15 protein-coding genes are annotated in these 17663 nt (G+C 42.5%); 4 read left to right on the top strand and 11 right to left on the bottom strand.

Annotated elements, in window-relative coordinates:
* Positions 1 to 42: 42 nt before the first annotated feature.
* Complete coding sequence (gene murJ, locus FKN05_RS14800; RefSeq protein WP_170887837.1) at positions 43 to 1611, bottom strand: murein biosynthesis integral membrane protein MurJ; 1569 nt, start codon at positions 1609 to 1611, stop codon at positions 43 to 45.
* Between the two features lie 348 nt (positions 1612 to 1959).
* Here murJ and rpsT point away from each other — a divergent pair, with 348 nt between their 5' ends.
* Positions 1960 to 2220, top strand: a complete 261-nt coding sequence (gene rpsT / locus FKN05_RS14795) for a 30S ribosomal protein S20 (protein ID WP_099610660.1) — start codon at positions 1960 to 1962, stop codon at positions 2218 to 2220.
* 100 nt (positions 2221 to 2320) lie between these two features.
* Here the strand turns inward: rpsT and FKN05_RS14790 are convergent, their stop codons facing one another.
* Positions 2321 to 2617 (bottom strand): ArsR/SmtB family transcription factor, encoded by a 297-nt coding sequence (locus FKN05_RS14790; RefSeq protein WP_099610659.1) that lies wholly within the window; start codon positions 2615 to 2617, stop codon positions 2321 to 2323.
* Positions 2618 to 2919: 302 nt separating this feature from the next.
* Positions 2920 to 3810, bottom strand: coding sequence for a transcriptional activator NhaR (nhaR, locus tag FKN05_RS14785; RefSeq protein WP_099610658.1), 891 nt, complete (start codon positions 3808 to 3810; stop codon positions 2920 to 2922).
* 358 nt (positions 3811 to 4168) lie between these two features.
* Between nhaR and FKN05_RS14780 the strand changes: the two genes are divergently transcribed.
* A complete protein-coding gene (locus FKN05_RS14780; protein WP_170887836.1) occupies positions 4169 to 5317 on the top strand; it encodes a Na/Pi symporter in 1149 nt (382 codons plus the stop codon).
* A gap of 157 nt (positions 5318 to 5474) precedes the next feature.
* On the opposite strand, the gene FKN05_RS14775 is transcribed toward FKN05_RS14780, so the two are convergent.
* Genes FKN05_RS14775 through rppH form a run of 5 tightly spaced genes read right to left on the bottom strand, consistent with a single transcriptional unit; the run spans position 5475 to position 10757 of the window.
* On the bottom strand, positions 5475 to 6326 hold the full coding sequence (locus FKN05_RS14775) for a thymidylate synthase (RefSeq protein WP_170887835.1): 852 nt from the start codon (positions 6324 to 6326) through the stop codon (positions 5475 to 5477).
* Between the two features lie 9 nt (positions 6327 to 6335).
* Positions 6336 to 7151: a prolipoprotein diacylglyceryl transferase gene (lgt, locus tag FKN05_RS14770; RefSeq protein ID WP_099610655.1), complete on the bottom strand. Its 816-nt coding sequence runs from the start codon at positions 7149 to 7151 to the stop codon at positions 6336 to 6338.
* Between the two features lie 34 nt (positions 7152 to 7185).
* Positions 7186 to 7980 (bottom strand): TSUP family transporter, encoded by a 795-nt coding sequence (locus FKN05_RS14765; protein ID WP_170887834.1) that lies wholly within the window; start codon positions 7978 to 7980, stop codon positions 7186 to 7188.
* A gap of 9 nt (positions 7981 to 7989) precedes the next feature.
* On the bottom strand, positions 7990 to 10236 hold the full coding sequence (gene ptsP, locus FKN05_RS14760; RefSeq protein ID WP_170887833.1) for a phosphoenolpyruvate--protein phosphotransferase: 2247 nt from the start codon (positions 10234 to 10236) through the stop codon (positions 7990 to 7992).
* Positions 10237 to 10238: 2 nt separating this feature from the next.
* On the bottom strand, positions 10239 to 10757 hold the full coding sequence (rppH, locus tag FKN05_RS14755; protein ID WP_161428499.1) for an RNA pyrophosphohydrolase: 519 nt from the start codon (positions 10755 to 10757) through the stop codon (positions 10239 to 10241).
* A 611-nt stretch (positions 10758 to 11368) separates the two neighbouring features.
* Here rppH and mutH point away from each other — a divergent pair.
* Together mutH and FKN05_RS14745 are read left to right on the top strand one after the other, a co-directional pair.
* Complete coding sequence (gene mutH / locus FKN05_RS14750) at positions 11369 to 12043, top strand: DNA mismatch repair endonuclease MutH (RefSeq protein WP_099610653.1); 675 nt, start codon at positions 11369 to 11371, stop codon at positions 12041 to 12043.
* Positions 12044 to 12216: 173 nt separating this feature from the next.
* Positions 12217 to 13251, top strand: a complete 1035-nt coding sequence (locus FKN05_RS14745) for an NADP(H)-dependent aldo-keto reductase (protein ID WP_099610652.1) — start codon at positions 12217 to 12219, stop codon at positions 13249 to 13251.
* Positions 13252 to 13350: 99 nt separating this feature from the next.
* On the opposite strand, the gene vpsR is transcribed toward FKN05_RS14745, so the two are convergent.
* From vpsR to prfB, 3 genes are all read right to left on the bottom strand, one after another.
* Complete coding sequence (gene vpsR, locus FKN05_RS14740) at positions 13351 to 14685, bottom strand: cyclic-di-GMP-binding transcriptional regulator VpsR (RefSeq protein ID WP_161428496.1); 1335 nt, start codon at positions 14683 to 14685, stop codon at positions 13351 to 13353.
* 286 nt (positions 14686 to 14971) lie between these two features.
* The gene (lysS, locus tag FKN05_RS14735) at positions 14972 to 16504 is read right to left on the bottom strand and encodes a lysine--tRNA ligase (RefSeq protein WP_099610650.1); all 1533 of its coding nucleotides are present in this window, start codon (positions 16502 to 16504) and stop codon (positions 14972 to 14974) included.
* A 32-nt stretch (positions 16505 to 16536) separates the two neighbouring features.
* Positions 16537 to 17635, bottom strand: a protein-coding gene (prfB, locus tag FKN05_RS14730; protein WP_170887832.1) for a peptide chain release factor 2 whose coding sequence is annotated in 2 segments (ribosomal slippage) — positions 16537 to 17559 and positions 17561 to 17635 — 1098 coding nt in all. Because the reading frame shifts where the segments join, the coding sequence is not laid out codon by codon here.
* Positions 17636 to 17663: the final 28 nt, after the last annotated feature.

Here is a 17663-nt window from a genome sequence, read left to right as displayed (position 1 = left end):
TTCTCAATTATATGGGTGTAAAACTGGCGGATTATACCTTAACTATCCCTCTTCTGTCGCTGCTTTTAGGTCTTTTAATCGAGTGCCAAACACGAGAGCACTAAGAAGATATGCTAATGCACCAAAGACAATTAGCCCCGTTAAAGTGAGTATTCGTTGTGGAAGTCCCCACGTTAACCAAACTGACATCGTATCCAACTGCCAATAGATGGCAGTCACCATCACTACGCCAGCAAAAAGCAGACGAATGACAAATAACACCGTTTGACGACTCACTCGATACACACCTTGGCGATGCAAGCCTCGATATAAAAGAGCCATATTAATAAAGGCAGAAAGTGCTGTAGCTGCTGCGAGTCCGACATACCCATAAAACCAAGCAAAAATCGCATTAAAAACAATATTACTTAACATCGCGATAATGCCATAACGGACTGGTGTTTTGGTATCTTGCCGAGAGTAATAGCCAGGAGCTAACACCTTAATCAGCATAAAATTCAGTAAACCTGCAGAATAAGCCAATAAAGATAACGAAGCTTGCTGTACATCACTCGCGGTGAATTCGCCACGCATGAAGAGCACCATCAGCATCGGCTTAGCTAACACCATTAAACCAAGCATCGCCGGAATTCCGAGCAAAATCACCATGCGAACCCCCCAATCCATGGTTTTCGCAAACCCAGCTTGCTCGGCATCAACATGGTTACGAGACAACGCGGGTAAAATAACCGTTGCGATAGCAATGCCAAACAAGCCTAGCGGAAATTCTAATAAACGATCAGAGTAATAGAGCCAACTGATCGAGCCCGTTTTCAAAAAACTGGCAACAAAAGAGTCAAATAACAGGTTAATCTGACTGACAGAAACACCAAACAAAGCGGGGATCATCAAGGTGCGAATTTTCACTACGCCAGGATCTCGCCAGCCCCATTGGGGCTTAACCAGCATGCCAGCTTTAATTAAAAAAGGCAGTTGAAATAAAAATTGCACCAAACCGCCTAAAAAGACTCCGATGGCTAACCCGACTTCAGGTTTGGCTAAATTGGGCGAAATATACCACGCTGATAAAATCATCATCACGTTAAGAAAAACCGGCGTAAAGGAAGAAACCGCAAATTTGCCTAACGTATTGAGAATCGCCCCAGATAAAGCCACAAAAGTGATAAACCACAAGTAAGGGAAAGTCATTTTCAGCAATAAACTGGCTAACTCAAATTTTTCCGCGGCAGGCCCACCATGTAGCCAATCCAAAAACCAACCTGCACCAAATAGTGCTGTTACGACACCAGAAAAAACAATACCAAGCAGCGTCACCACCGTAACTAAAACACCTAAGGTTCCTGATACTTTAGCAATCAATGCTCGGGTTTTTTCTTTGTCCCCAGAAGCGTGATATTCCGTTAATACGGGAACAAAAGCCTGAGAAAACGCGCCCTCAGCAAATAAACGGCGTAAAAAATTAGGAATTCGGTTAGCGAAAAAAAACACATCCGCGCTAGCTCCGGCTCCCATTAGGTTTGCCACCACCACATCACGAACTAATCCCAAAACCCGGGAAATAAATGTCATAGCACTCACAATAATGCCTGACTTGAGTAAGCGTTTACTCACAGTAACCTCGAAAAATAAGCGAAAATACTCGACCAATGACTGACAATACTGAAACAGAAAACCTCATGATCAAAGTTTCATCCTCGATAAACCTCAGTCACTTTATTAACTTAGTGATTATCTCCTGATATGAAGTCGCAGAATGTCAGCGTAAGATCCGGATAAGTATTAGCATTGGTAAAAAAATACTGTTAGAATCCACGCCATCTTAACCGTGAAGACCTTGTGATACCAAACTTGTTTGGTTTAGACGGGTTTTTGCACAAATCATTTGACATTTAAGTGCAAATAAGGGATATTTCCGGCCCTTAAATTGTCACCGAACTAAAGTTTTTGGGAGTTAGACCCTTGGCAAATAACAAATCTGCTAAGAAGCGCGCTATCCAATCTGAAAAACGTCGTCAGCACAATGCTAGCCGTCGTTCAATGATGCGCACTTATATGAAAAAAACTGTTGCTGCAATTGCTGCTGGCGACAAAGAAGCTGCAACAGCTGCACTAGCAGTCGTTACACCTATCCTTGACCGTATGGCAACTAAAGGCCTTATTCATAAGAATAAAGCAGCTCGCCACAAGTCTCGTTTCTCTGCAGCAATCAAAGCTCTATAATTGAGTGAGATTTCTCAGTGATAAAAAAACCGGCTAAAGCCGGTTTTTTATTTATCTATTTTTTATACTTTTCAGCTAAACAAACTGCCACATATCTTAATTAGTGAGCACAATACAAACGATGCAACAGCTCAATCATCGCTTTTACTTCATAACTGCTTAACGTATAAAACACGGTTTGCGCTTCTTTGCGCGTTTCAACTAAGCCATCCCTTCTTAGCCAAGCCAAGTGCTGTGACAATGCCGACTGGCTCAACTCTAACTTTCCACACAACTCGCCAACAGAAAGTTCCTGATTGTGTAATAAGCAAAGAATTTGCAGCCGCCTCTCATTTGCCATGGCTTTTAATAACGCCACTGCTTGTGTGGAGTTCTGTTCCATTTGTTCTAGGTTCATGAGCAAGCCTCTTTTCGATCACCACTTAAGCTACCCCATACCCACATACTGTTTGACCGACTCAAACACAAGGCGAGTTAATCACACCTTACTGCTCTAACTTTTTCGTCACAGGCAATACACTTAGAGGAGTAAGTGAACAGCTACAGAGGGACACTTAAATTTATCGGGCAGTTAGTATAGCGACAAACACCACCTTATCCAGCCGCCCGAGCTGGCAGATAGTAATCTATTTGTTAACAATAATATATACCAAATTTGCAGCAAGGTTTTGAATCTACGGTGCTCAAAACCATTTCTTTTTATTCAAAGAAATGGTGAAAATCTGCATCACATACACTTTTTACGGCCGGATGTTGAATCATCCGTTCAGCAAAAATCACGTAGTACTCTTCTTTTATTTCCTCAATTTGACTAATTAAATGCAACGTTCCTTCTTGTTCCATTTCTGATCGCAAAAGTAAAGGAGCCATAAAAATCACATCAGGATGGTACAAGGCAAACGCTTTCATCAATGCGGCATCATCAAACTCACCCAACACATTCGGCTGTAATCCTTGCCGTTCAAACCATTGATGAACTTTACGTCCCATGGCTGTCCGGCTGCCCGGTATCAATAATTTTCGATGAGCTAGAATCGCGGCATAATCTTTTTTATCGACTTTGCTGCTGGCGAATAACCCCATATGACTTTCACCTAGCTTTTTACTAAACAAACCGGGGCTTTGACTTGAATCGACAGGACAATCAGAAAGAATCATATCTAATTTATGCTGTGAGAGCTGTTCAAGGAGTAATTCATGAGTCGACTCAAAGCAACGTAAGTGAATTCGGTTGTCTTCTGGCACAGTCGTCATCAATATCTTACTCACTAAGCGCTTAGAAAGTGCATCAGCGACTCCCACATCAAATAGGACATTAGAACGTTGGCTGTAGTTGACGATATCCAGCATTTCATAACTCAGGCCAAACATGCGATCGGCATATTTAAAGACTAACTGGCCTAATTCGGTCGGCTCGATACTACGACCATTCCGTTTTGTCAATTTACCGGCTAGCCTATCTTCCAATGCTTTGATTTGTCCTGTCACCGTTTGCGGCGTTAGAAATAAAGCTTCAGCAGCTTTTGTGACTGAACCTTGTTTACACACCATCCAGAAATAATAAAGGTGATTATAGTTGAGATGCGACATAGGATAAGCTTCAGCATAAAAATGAGGTTTTAGTTATAACAAACCTCACGACAGACCACAAACCCTTCGTTAAAACCGATAAATAAAACCAAAAATAATGATTAAAACGAAAAATAACCCCCCAATTGTCATATAGCTGAAATTTGCTAGCCAAAGAGTTGAGAGAAAAATACGCTTGCTTATCTCAAAAAAACCATGAAATTCAAAAAGATAAAATAAAAATAAAAATAAACCGGGTGAGATAACAAAATCACCACTGAATCATGTCGCTGTCATATTAATGCAATATTCCCACTCTACTATCACGCACAGATTCAACAACAGACCTGTGATTGTCATTCGGTCAATGGAGAAGCCCATGTTAAACCAAGCGATATCAACAAGGTATTCAAGCGAAGCAACTGCTCGCTGGCTACATTGGATAAACTTGGCCTTTATGTTGTACTTACTATTACTCGCCGTTGCGATGGTCGGGAGTGGATTTAAATGGTCCGTTGGAGAGCAAGCAAAAGCTCTTTTTGCATTTGCTTCACACCCTGTCGCCGGATTAATGATAGGGCTAGTTGCTACCGCTCTGATTCAATCATCGAGTACGGTGACTTCCATTATCGTAGGATTAGTGGCTGGTGGTTTACCTGTAGAAATCGCCATCCCCATGGTGATGGGGGCGAATATTGGAACAACGGTGACCAATACGCTGGTCAGTTTAGGACATGCCCATTGCAAGGATGAATTTAAACGCGCTTTCGCCAGTGCAACCATTCATGATTTTTTCAACTTACTCGCCGTACTGATTTTCCTGCCATTGGAAATGATGTTCGGAATATTAGAAAAGCTCGCCTACTGGTTAGTCTCCCCTCTGATGTCAACAGGCAATATGAGCATCAAGGGGCTAGATTTTATTGGCCCTGTTACTAAGCCCATTATTAGTGCTCTGCAGTCCCAGTTAACTTCATTGGGTAACATTTGGGGTGGAGTCAGCATGATAGGGATCGGGATTCTAATTATTTTCTTTGCCATCTTAGCGATGGGAAAACTCATGAAAAAACTCATGGTTGGTCCAGCGAAAGAGATTTTGCAAAAAGCCATTGGCCGAGGCCCATTACATGGCATCGCCTCTGGAAGTATTGTCACAGTACTCGTTCAATCGTCTACCACAACCACTACCCTCATCGTTCCTTTAGTCGGCTCAGGCGTACTCAAAGTCCGCGATATTTACCCTTTTACTCTGGGGGCAAATATCGGTACTTGTGTCACAGCCTTACTCGCCGCTACCGCCGTATCAGGAGAATTTGCTGTTTTTGCTCTGCAAATTGCGCTCGTGCATTTAGTCTTTAACTTAATGGCAACGCTACTGATTTTTGGCATTCCATTCTTGCGAGAACTTCCTCTCAAAGGAGCGGATTGGATTTCTGATTGTGCGATTAAAAATAAAGCCTCGGTAGCGGCCTATTTACTGGCTGTCTTCGTTGTGTTACCTGGCTCAATACTTAGTTTAACCACCTAATATAAGAATGAGGTTAATAAAAAGCCGCCGTATCATAGCAACGGCGGCTTTTTCGTCTTCACCCATCAAAAAATTATCTAACCTATTTGATCGGTAAAAAGAAAATGAGTAACAAGCATGCAATCACACCACTGCAACGTCGAGTAGAACCCGACCATTATACTGAAAAGGGATATTGAATGGCATCGTGATGCTGATAACCCGTGACTTCAAAGTCATTTAATGTCACCCAAGTTTCTAAATCTTCCAGTGAACGAATTTCAGGATTAATGTTAAAACGAGCAGCGCCAAAGGGTTCGCGCTTTAGTTGTACATCACGCATGAGTGCCAATTGGTCTTCATAGATATGCGCATTGACAATTTTATGATACGCCTGACCGGGTTTTTTACCGGTTATCTGTGCCATTAAAGCAAGAAACACATAGACTTGAACCATGTTAAAGTTCAAACCTAGCGGTACGTCACAGGAGCGTTGAGTGCTATTTAAGTACAAGGTGTCGCCCAGCAAAGAAAAATGATGGCTGTACATACAAGGCCGCAAACAGCCCATATCAAATTCACCGGGATTATAAAAATTGAGTATTTCTCCGCGGTCATCAACACCATGGGTCAAATCATCAACAATCTTCCTCAGTTGGTCAACCTGTCCACCATTAGGCTTCGCCCAAGCGCGACCTTGGACGCCATAAACTCGCCCCATATCATCCTCACCTTTTCGATAAGGATTATTCAACCAGTCATGGTTTAAGTTGGCATTCGCATCCCACGTTTTGGTTCCTAAACGACGGAAATCAGCAGCATTATCGTAACCCCGAATATATCCAAGTAATTCTGCCACCGCGGCTTTCCAAAAACTTTTACGTGTCGTGACTAATGGAAACTGATTATTGGCCACATCATAAGTTAAATCCGCATTAATGACGGTTAGACAGCGCTTACCGGTACGTTCATTTTCAACCCAAGCGCCTTGTTCCACAATTCGCTGGCAAAGGTCTAAATACTGCTTCACTTCAAGCCCTTATTTCTTTTGAGGTGTATCTTGATAGACTTGGCGTTGATACGCCCAAAACATGAGTAGTCCACCGATAATAATCATTGGTGTGGAAAGAATTTGCCCCATGGAGATGATGTCACCAAACAAGCCAAGTTGTACATCCGGCTCACGAACAAATTCAACCAAGAAACGAAATGTACCATATCCGATCAAAAATAACCCAGAAACTGAGCCTAGAGGGCGTGGTTTTTTGATAAACCAATTTAGAATAAAAAATAGGATAACCCCTTCTAATGCTAGCTCATACAATTGGGAAGGATGACGAGGCAGTGGCCCGCCATTCGGGAACACAAATGCCCACGGCACGTCGGTCACTCGGCCCCAAAGCTCGGAATTCATAAAATTACCTAACCGCCCCATACCCAATCCGAACGGAACTAAGGGAGCAACAAAATCCGCCACCCCAAAAAAAGTACGCTGATGTTTTCGCCCATACCAGAACATCGCCGAAATGACCCCCAATAAGCCACCATGAAACGACATTCCTCCGGTCCAAACTTTAAAGAGATATAGTGGATCAGCTAAAAATAGATCAAGGTTATAAAACAGCACATATCCAATTCGCCCACCAATTACCACACCCAAAAAACCGGCAAACAGCAGATCGGAAACCTGCTCTCGTGTCCAACCACTGCCCGGTTGATCAGCACGGCGATTGGCCAGCCACATGGCAAATAGAAAGCCAAATAAATACATCATTCCATACCAACGTACAGAAAGTGGGCCAATGGAAAACAACACCGGATCGATGTTCGGAAAAGTTAAATATCCCTGAGACATAAATGACGTTCTCTTATTTTTAAGAATAAAAACATTATTGCAGCAACATGGTTAGCGCAACAAACATGAGGAAAATAGCAAAAAAACGCTTCAACGTCGCCGTTGGCAGCCGAGTGGCTAATTTCGCACCAACACGAGTAGTTAACATCGAAGTAGAAGCAATCGCTAATAAGGCGGGAAGGTAAACATAACCAATACTGTAATCGGGTAAATTTTCTAGATGATAGCCGTGCAAAATAAAACCCAGCATCCCTGACATCGCAATCATTAAGCCACAAACCGCAGACGAGCCCACCGCCTTTCTCATTTCAATGCCATGACGATTTAAAAAGGGCACAGTAAGAGAACCACCGCCGATGCCTGCTAACGTAGAGATAATACCAATAACGGTACCAGACAAGGTGGTCACCCAAGCTTTCGGCATCGGATGATTTGAGCGCGCTTGGATAGAAATCACCATTTGTATGGCAAGCAGTAAGACAATCACACCAAATACTTTGGGTAGATAATGGCTAGGGATCCACTCTGCCACGCCAGAACCTAAAAACCCACCAAGCAAAACTCCGGGTAACAACCATTTAACAACGAACAGATCAACATTACCTAACTTAAGATGATTAAATGCTGAAGAGGCTGATGTAGCAATAATGCTGGCTAAAGACGTCGCGAGCGCCAAATGCATAACAATATCCGTTGCAATCCCAGCCTTAGGTAACAACCACAATAAAGCTGGCACTACGAGTAATCCCCCGCCGATGCCTAGCAAGCCAGCCAATAAACCCACAATAACGCCAAGTATGACCAGTAGAGCAATTAATTCGATTCCCACATTATATTCCTATTTCTTTCCCGCACGAATAAAGCCGGCAAAACCCAAACTTTCAAAATGAACCTGCATCATATTGTAAATGTTATGCCCATAGGATTGCATTAAGGCTTTCTGGGCTAATAACTGCAAGTCGCTACGCGCTGAGTGGCGAACTAAATACTTCACCTTAGCAACATTAGAAGCATTCATACTTAACGTTGTGTAACCAAGACCGATCAATAACAACGCACCGATAGGGTCGCCCGCTAACTCACCACATACACAAACCGGAATCGAATATTGCAGACAAGTCTGTTGGATCTGTTTTAAAGCCATGATCACGGCTGGATGCATCGAGTCATAGACATCAGCAACGTGAGCATTGTTCCGATCAACGGCTAATAAATATTGCGTTAAGTCATTGGTACCAACAGATACAAAATCAATTTTATTGGCTATCATCGGTAGCAAGTAGAGCATTGATGGAACTTCGAGCATTATTCCTATTTTAGGCATCACAATACTGGCATCCAACTTGACCGCTTCTTGGTAAGCTTGCTGGATTAACGCATGAGTATCATCAAGTTCTTTTGCGCCAGAAACCATAGGCAATAAGATCCTAAGATTATGATGCTCACTATTCGCCCGCATCATCGCACGCAGTTGAATAAGAAAAATATCAGGATGATCAAGAGTAAAACGAATACCTCGCCAACCAAGAAACGGATTGTCTTCTTCGATTGGTAAATAAGGCAGAGGTTTATCACCTCCAACGTCTAAAGTTCTCATCACCACAGGGCGATCAGGATAAGCATCCAGTACTGCTCGATATTGTAAAATCTGTTCTTCTTCAGATGGAAAGCGATGCTGCAGTAAAAATGAGATTTCGGTCCGATATAGCCCAATGCCATCAATGCCTTGATTAATAGCAATGTTAGTATCGGCACTTAACCCTGCATTCAATAACAGCTCAATACGTGTTCCATCTTGGGTAAAGGCTGGTTCAAAAATCGCCTCATTGACCATTTTTGATAGTTGCAGTTCTTCATATGCTAACGCCCGATACTCGGCTACAATCTGCTTTCCTGGTGAAATAAACAGTTTACCGCTGTACCCATCAACAATACCTCTTTTACCATTGATCTGCTTTAGGTTTAGCGAAACCCCCATAATGGCAGGTATACCAAGTGCACGGGATAAAATCGCAGCGTGTGAATTGGCCGCTCCCTCCAACGAGACAACCGCTAATAATTTATCTTTTGGTAATGTGGCCAAAATAGAAGCGGTAAGCTCACGAACAACCAAAATAATCGGTTTCTCGAGCTGCTGCTGCTCATGCTCAGTATTATAGAGAAAATAGAGTAGACGCTGGCCAAGCTCTCGAATATCTTGTGCTCGCTCACGCAAATACGCATCCGACATACGAGCAAACCGATTAGAGTAACTTTCAACGACCTGACGTAGAGCCCAATCTGCTCGGTCTCCTTTTTGGATCTGTGCTTTTAAATCATTGCCCAGCATGGGATCATTGAGTAAATGAGTAAAGAGATCAAAGATGGCTAATGCTTCTTTATTGATATCGTTATCAAGTTTTTTTCTTAATTTACGAAAATCACTCAGTGCACTTTCCATCGCTCGAGTAAGCCAAGCTTGTTCTTTTTCTACATCAAGTGTTGATGCAGGGCAAACATCCACTAACTGTGGTTGAGAATCATCCCACCATAACTCGCCAATCGCCACTCCTGTTGACGCAGGAATACCGCTGATGGCCTGCTGCTTCTTAGCCAGTCGCCAATGCCCTTGTGTTTGAGCATAAGCAACAATTACCGCTAACTGAGCTGCTAACGTGACTAAAAAAGAGACTTCCATCTCACTAAATAAACGGGGAGATTTTTGCTGAACCACCAGCACCCCGAGCACTTGCTTACGATAGATAATCGGAGTGCCAAGGAAGGAATGGTAAACCTCTTCTCCTAACTGCTCAAAATATTTGAAGTTGGGATGCTGAGAAGCTTTGGCAAGGTTAATCGGCTCAGCTGTTCGCTTCACTAACCCCACCAATCCTTCGTCAAAACCGATATGAATTTTATCGCCTTTAAACTTCAAGCCTTGGGTCGCCATCAGCTCTAGGCGTCCCATTTCTTCATTAACTAAGTAGACGGTACAACATTCAGTCGCCATGGCACTGCATGTTTGTTTGACAAAAATATCCAACGCTTGATAAACGTCTTCAACTTTTGACACTTGTTCAACTATGTCCCTTAGCTGAGAAAGCATACTTATCCTCTTCGGTTTTTGCGCCTACCTTTTATTTTCCGCTCTTTAAAAGGCATCGCTAAGGAGGCAAACTCTTTCATCGCGCGTCGATAAACATCACGCTTAAAAGACACGACTTGCCGAACTGGGTACCAATAACTAACCCAGCGCCAACCATCAAATTCAGGGGTACTTCCACGTTGCATGTTAATTTTTGACTCATCACATTCAATACGCAGTAAGAACCATTTCTGTTTTTGTCCAATACAGACAGGTTGAGAGTCCCATCGTACCAAGCGTTTTGGTAGTTTATATCTTAACCAATGACGGCTGGTCGCAATGATTTTGACATCTTTTTTGGTTAACCCAACCTCTTCGTAAAGCTCCCGAAACATCGCTTGTTCGGGAGACTCACCCTCATCAATGCCTCCCTGTGGGAATTGCCATGAGTGCTGTCCATATCGTTTCGCCCAGAATACCTGACCATGGTTGTTACATATCACAATACCTACATTGAGCCGGTAACCATCGCCATCTATCACTGGCAAACCTCTAGTAAAATCTTAATGATGCTGATTTTTCCACATATCCCCAACAGGAGCAAACGAACTCGTGTGATTCATGCGATATTTATGACTAAGGAAGACTAAAGGGTACTCTTTTTATCCTTCCAAATAGTTATCAACAAAAGAATGAGACTTTGAGCACATTTATTCACGTTTTCTGTGAATAACCATGTGCAGAAATAAGTGAACAAAATAAAATCGCTTTTTTTTCCATTTTTACATCCATAAAAAGTTGAGAAAATAAAAAACTAATTAGTTTAATATCAAACAGTTAAATTAAACCACCCACAATACACACGTTAATGATTTGCCAAGATCATAAAAAAAATACAAATGTTCAAAGATCAACCAACCCTACGGTTATCCACACAGACACGCTGTAACAACGCATAAAATGGAAAAGATTATTGAAAAGAGGCCTTCTAAAGCCCTGTATATCTATCCACACTAGTCCAATCATTTATTCCCTTGATTATCCTGTGGATAACCCAAGCACAACGCTTTTCTTTGCTTTGAATAAATCATCAATACGATCCTTTTTAGGATCGTTTTTGTTATAATCGATGTTTTTAGTTGTCAAGAATCCCATGAAACCTGAACCTAAGAGTGAACAAGAACTACTCGATAGAGCGCAACACATCGCGGGGCTGACATTTGCTGAATTAGCTCAACAAGCAATGATGGAAGTTCCACTTGATCTTAAAAAAGATAAGGGTTGGGTCGGTCAGTTATTAGAATGGCATTTAGGGGCAAGCGCGGGCAGTAAGCCTCAACAAGACTTTGCTAAATTAGGTATTGAACTAAAAAGTATTCCGATTAGTTATACAGGAAAGCCCTTAGAAACCACGTTTGTCTGCGTTGCACCACTAACAGGTATCCAAGGATTAACGTGGGAAAATAGCCATGTGCGACATAAATTATCACGCGTTTTATGGGTGCCGGTACAAGGAGAACGAGAAATTCCTTTGCCTGAACGACGTGTTGGATCGCCCTTAATCTGGAGCCCTTCGGCAGAGGAAGAAGCGCTGTTAAAAGCAGATTGGGAAGAATTAATGGAATTGATCGTGCTTGGGCAAATATCACAAATTACAGCCAAGCATGGACAAGTCTTACAGCTGCGTCCGAAAGCCGCTCACGGGCGTGTCAAAACAGAAGCTTATGGTGTCAATGGCCGTCCCATTCGAACCCTACCACGAGGGTTTTATTTACGAACTCAGTTCACAGCGAAATTACTAGCGCATTATTATGCTCTCCCCTGTTAGCCTTTATCTGGTTAATTCAAGTTTTTTCAGCTCTTGCATCAGGTGACCAACCACAAGATCTCGCTAAAATTTATTTTCACTAGAAGTGAGGTTCGCTTATAGTAACATTCTTGTAGCAAATCACTGACGTTGTACGAGAGCGATAGGCTTTTTCATCGCAACAAGGAAGTACTATGCAATATACCAAACTGCCACATTCCACCTTAGAAATCAGTAAAATTGGCTTAGGTACCATGACATTCGGTGAACAAAACAGTCAAGCCGATGCTTTTCAACAGCTTGATTACGCACTGGAACGTGGAGTCAACTTTATTGATACCGCTGAAATGTATCCAGTACCACCCAATGCTAAAACCCAGGGTAAAACTGAGCAATATATTGGTAACTGGATAGAAAAATCGGGTAAACGAGAAAAAATCGTCCTCGCGACCAAAATTGCTGGCCCTCGTAATGTTGACTACATCCGCGATAAAATGGCTCTCGATCACCGAAATATTCATCAAGCCATTGATGAGAGTTTACGGCGTCTAAAAACCGATTATATCGATCTTTATCAATTACACTGGCCACAACGGCAAACAAATAATTTTGGTCAACTGAACTACTCATACCCAGATACACAAGAAGAAGTTACGTTACTTGAGACATTAGAAGCGCTAAATCATCTCATTCGTCTGGGAAAAGTTCGTTATATTGGCGTTTCAAATGAAACGCCTTGGGGGTTAATGACTTATCTGCGTTTAGCTGAAAAACATGAACTCCCTAGAATGGTTTCGATTCAAAACCCCTATAACCTACTTAATCGTAGCTTTGAAATTGGTCTTTCCGAAATTAGTCATTTTGAAGGTGTTAAGTTGCTTGCTTATTCCCCTATGGCATTTGGCGTGTTAAGCGGTAAATATTTGCATAATGCTCGCCCACGCGGGGCGCGATGTACTTTATTTGAACGTTTTCAGCGTTACTTCACTCCACAAGGTATCGAAGCGACTCAAGCTTATGTCAATCTCGCTCAGGAATTTGGCTTAAATCCCGCACAAATGGCACTAGCTTTCGTCAACCAACAGCCGTTCGTCGCGAGTAATATTATTGGAGCCACTCAGTTATCTCAGCTAGAAAGTAATATTGATAGCGTAGAGATCACATTGGGTGATGAATTACTCTCCGAAATAACTAAAATCGCGACACGGTATTCAAACCCTTGCCCATAACAATATCCAGCAGAGTGAATTTAGCGATTCGCTCTGCTGATCTGCGGTTAGAACCTCTGTTGACCGGCGGTTAGAACATCGTCTCATGTTACAATCGTCTCAGGTTATAATCGTCTCTGGCAATAAATGGTGCTTGTTAAGTAAACGGTACATTGTTGCTCGCGATATCCCCAATTCTTTTGCTGCATTGGATACTTGCCCAGCATGCGACTCTAATACTTGCAGTAACGCCTCGCGCTCCGAACGTTCTCGGATACTTTTCAACGTGCGTTTACTTTCAATACGTTTGGGTAGATCCAAGTGGCATTGATCGAGCATGACCGTATCAGACATCAATACCACTCGTTTAATTTGATTCATTAGCTCTCGGACATTTCCCGGCCAGTGATAACGAGCCAGCAGATGTAAAGCATCCTCAGAAAAACTACGGGCTTGTGCGTTATATTCTTTGGCATACTCTTTTAAGAAATGGTTCGCCAATAATTCAACATCTCCGGCTCTATCTTTTAGGCTAGGCACCTGAATTCTCAGCACATTAATATAATGGTACAGCTCTTCATTAAAATCACCATCAATTAACGCCTTTTCAATATCCATAGAATGTGCAGCTAATATCCGTACATCGACTTGTTGAAAGCCTTGCGGTGTACTGACTTTTCCTTCTTGTAAAAAACGCAGCAAGTTCCATTGTTGATTCTTTGGCAGAGCAAGAATGTCATTAAGCAATAAAGTGCCGCCATGCGCTTGTAGCAGTAAAGCCGGAGTGGTTGCTGAGCGAGCGCTCCCAAACAGCTCCTGTTCAAATCTTTGTTCGGCCATCGCGCGACAATTGATGGTAATAAATGGCTTTTGTGAGCGAGCGGAGGTTTTGTGAATCGCTTTAGCTACGCTCTCTTTTCCTGTTCCGCTTTCTCCTGAGATCAAAATGCTGACATCAGTTGGTGCAATCCGTTTAATTTGATCGCGTAAGCGCTTCATTGCCACCGATTCGCCTACTAACCCCATGTCGGTATGTGCGCCATAATCTGGCCACACTTTTTTTTCTAGTTGGAGCATCCCTAACTGGTGACCAATGGTACTGAGCAACTGAGTATCTGGAATTGGAGCGGTAAAAAAATCGATGCAGAAGTTGACGATAAATTGGCAAATTGTATCTGAACGAAGTTGAGATTCACGGATAAAAGCCAGCCAGCGAACCTGTTTATGACTACTGACTAAATTTGCCACGCCATTCAAGCTAAACTCATCGTGGCTCAGATCAACAATACCAATACATGGCCCCACCTCGGAAAATATTTGATCGGCTTTGCGCAGATCAGCACATTGTTTACATTTCCAGCCTGCTTGCTCTAGCACTGATAACCACGGCTCATAAGTGCCTCCTACGACAATTAGCGAACCGGGAACACAACCCATGCGAAATTGAGTACCCATCAACTGGTTTCCTTATTCGTTTTTTATTTTTTATATTGCGCTACATTGGCGCGGAATTTATCGTCGTTACCTTAGTGGTACTCTAAAATAGAATCTGTATCACTATTAAGATTACACGATAAATCTCTCTGAATTGGATCAGTAAATTGCAGAAGTTTGATCTCAAAGGGAACTCTTTTCTTAGAAGAGCAAAATAAATAGAACGTTATACTTTTTCTGGTGGGGCATTCGCAGAGATAAAAAACATAAAAACCGCCTTTTGGCGGTTTTTATGTTGCTAGAAAAATTACTGCTGAGGACGCATGGCTGGGAATAAGATCACATCACGGATGGTGTGTGTATTGGTGAGTAGCATGACCAAACGGTCAATGCCGATACCTTGGCCTGCTGTTGGTGGTAAACCGTGCTCTAGCGCGGTAATGTAGTCCGCATCATAGAACATCGCTTCATCATCCCCCGATTCTTTCGCTTCAACTTGCGCTTTAAAGCGAGCATCTTGATCTTCTGCATCATTGAGCTCAGAGAAACCATTGGCAACTTCACGCCCACCAATGAAAAATTCAAAGCGATCAGTAAAGAATGGATTATCATCACTACGTCGAGCTAACGGTGAAATATCCGCAGGATAACCCGTAATAAAGGTTGGCTGCATTAATTTAGGCTCGGCCGTTTCACCAAAGATCTCTTCGAGAAGCTGGCCACAAGTCCAGAACTCTTCCACTTCAACATGAACCGATTTGGCAATCGACACCATAAGTTCACGATTTTGTATATCATCTTCTGTGAGCGCTTGGATTTGTGCATGATCTGGATTGTAGTGTTTGATCGCTTCAAACATGCTCATTCGCGCATATTCACCGCCAAACTCTACGGTTTCATCGCCATAAGGCATGGATGTTGAACCTAACACTTCCAAAGCAATAGTACGCAATAATTCTTCGGTGAAATCCATCAAGTCTTTGTAATCGGCGTACGCCATATAGAATTCCATCATAGTGAATTCTGGGTTATGACGAGGCGACAACCCTTCGTTACGGAAGTTTCGGTTAATTTCAAATACACGATCAAATCCGCCCACTACGAGACGTTTGAGATAAAGCTCCGGAGCGATGCGTAAGTACATAGGCATATCAAGTGCATTATGATGGGTGATGAATGGACGCGCACTCGCCCCCCCCGGAATCACATGCATCATTGGTGTTTCAACTTCCATAAACTGTTTAGAGATCATGAAATTGCGAATAGCGGACATCACTTTCGAACGGATCACAAACGCATGACGTGACTCTTCATTTACAATCAAATCAACATAACGTTGACGATAGCGCATCTCTTGGTCGGTCAGGCCGTGAAACTTCTCAGGTAACGGACGTAGTGCTTTAGTCAGTAATTCATACTCTTCCATATTCACATAAAGGTCACCTTTACCTGATTTATGTAAAGCACCTTTCACACCAATAATATCGCCAATATCTAATCCTTGATATTTTTCTTTCAGCGCTTTTTGAACTTCTTTCGAAGCATACGCTTGAATACGGCCAGACGTTTCTTGAATAACCAAGAATGGCCCACGCTTGGCCATGATACGGCCAGCAATCGCCACAACATGATTAAGGGCTTCTAACTCTTCTTTGCTCTTTTCACCGAACTTCTCTTGCAGATCACCCGCCAAGCTGTCACGGCGGAAGTCATTGGGGTGACCATTCGCCTTACAGCTCTTACGGATATGCTCTAACTTACTACGACGCTCTGCAATCAGTTTGTTTTCTTCTTGCGCAATTTGTGGTTGATTCGCTTCGTTTTGAACAGCATCAGTCATTTTGCATGTACCCTGTTTTATCGGTAAAAAGCTTATAGGCCTGATTTAAGGCTAGCTTCAATAAATTTATCTAGATCACCATCTAGAACCGCTTGCGTATTGCGATTTTCAACGCCAGTACGTAAATCTTTGATTCGAGAATCATCTAATACATAAGAACGAATTTGGCTTCCCCAGCCGATGTCTGATTTGGCATCTTCATTCGCTTGTTTTTCAGCATTTTGCTTTTGTAACTCAAGTTCAAATAACTTGGCTCGTAGCTGTTTCATTGCCTGATCTTTGTTCTTATGTTGAGAACGATCATTTTGACATTGCACCACCGTATTGGTTGGAATATGAGTAATACGAACCGCAGACTCTGTGGTGTTAACGTGCTGCCCTCCCGCACCTGACGCACGATAAACATCAATACGTAGATCCGAAGGATTAATATCAACCGCAATGTTTTCATCAATTTCTGGATAGACAAAGGCAGAAGCAAATGAAGTATGACGACGACCACCTGAATCAAAAGGGGATTTTCGTACTAAACGGTGAACACCAGTTTCTGTACGTAACCAGCCATACGCATAGTCACCGATAATACGCACAGTCGCCGATTTAAGTCCAGCAACATCGCCTTCAGAAACCTCAATGACTTCGGTTTTAAACCCTTTATCATCCGCCCAACGCAAATACATACGCAGTAGCATTGAGGTCCAATCCTGAGCTTCTGTACCACCCGAACCGGCTTGTAAGTCAATATAGCAATCTGAGGCGTCGTGATCGCCTGAAAACATACGACGAAACTCTAACTGTTCCAGTGTACTTTCAAGTTCACGTAATTCAGGTTCGATTTCATCAAAGGTTTCTTGATCATCAGCTTCAATCGCTAACTCAAGCAACCCTTCAACATCATCGACTCCTTGTTCTAATTGATCGATGGTTTCTACAACCGCTTGTAGTGAGGAACGTTCTTTGCCCAAAGCTTGCGCCCGCTCAGGTTCATTCCAAACATCCGGTTGCTCTAATTCTGCATTAACTTCTTCTAAACGCTCTTTCTTTGCATCGTAGTCAAAGATACCCCCTCAGGATTGTTGTGCGTTGCAACACATCCTGAATACGGTTTTTTATAGGATTGATTTCAAACATGTTGATTTTTGGCTTTATGAATAGAATT

Source organism: Vibrio sp. 1-1(7) (assembly GCF_013048485.1).
Classification (GTDB): Bacteria; Pseudomonadota; Gammaproteobacteria; order Enterobacterales; family Vibrionaceae; genus Vibrio; species Vibrio fujianensis.
Note: the sequence above shows the minus strand (reverse complement) of the source record. Positions and strands in the feature narration are given on the sequence as shown.

Bases quoted from the DNA above. Each gene is read 5' to 3' on its own strand.
- FKN05_RS14790 (WP_099610659.1), bottom strand. From the start codon at position 2,617: ATGAACCTAGAACAAATGGAACAGAACTCCACACAAGCAGTGGCGTTA.
- nhaR (WP_099610658.1), bottom strand. From the start codon at position 3,810: ATGTCGCATCTCAACTATAATCACCTTTATTATTTCTGGATGGTGTGT.
- FKN05_RS14780 (WP_170887836.1), top strand. From the start codon at position 4,169: ATGTTAAACCAAGCGATATCAACAAGGTATTCAAGCGAAGCAACTGCT.
- lgt (WP_099610655.1), bottom strand. From the start codon at position 7,151: ATGTCTCAGGGATATTTAACTTTTCCGAACATCGATCCGGTGTTGTTT.
- ptsP (WP_170887833.1), bottom strand. From the start codon at position 10,236: ATGCTTTCTCAGCTAAGGGACATAGTTGAACAAGTGTCAAAAGTTGAA.
- mutH (WP_099610653.1), top strand. From the start codon at position 11,369: ATGAAACCTGAACCTAAGAGTGAACAAGAACTACTCGATAGAGCGCAA.
- FKN05_RS14745 (WP_099610652.1), top strand. From the start codon at position 12,217: ATGCAATATACCAAACTGCCACATTCCACCTTAGAAATCAGTAAAATT.
- vpsR (WP_161428496.1), bottom strand. From the start codon at position 14,685: ATGGGTACTCAATTTCGCATGGGTTGTGTTCCCGGTTCGCTAATTGTC.
- lysS (WP_099610650.1), bottom strand. From the start codon at position 16,504: ATGACTGATGCTGTTCAAAACGAAGCGAATCAACCACAAATTGCGCAA.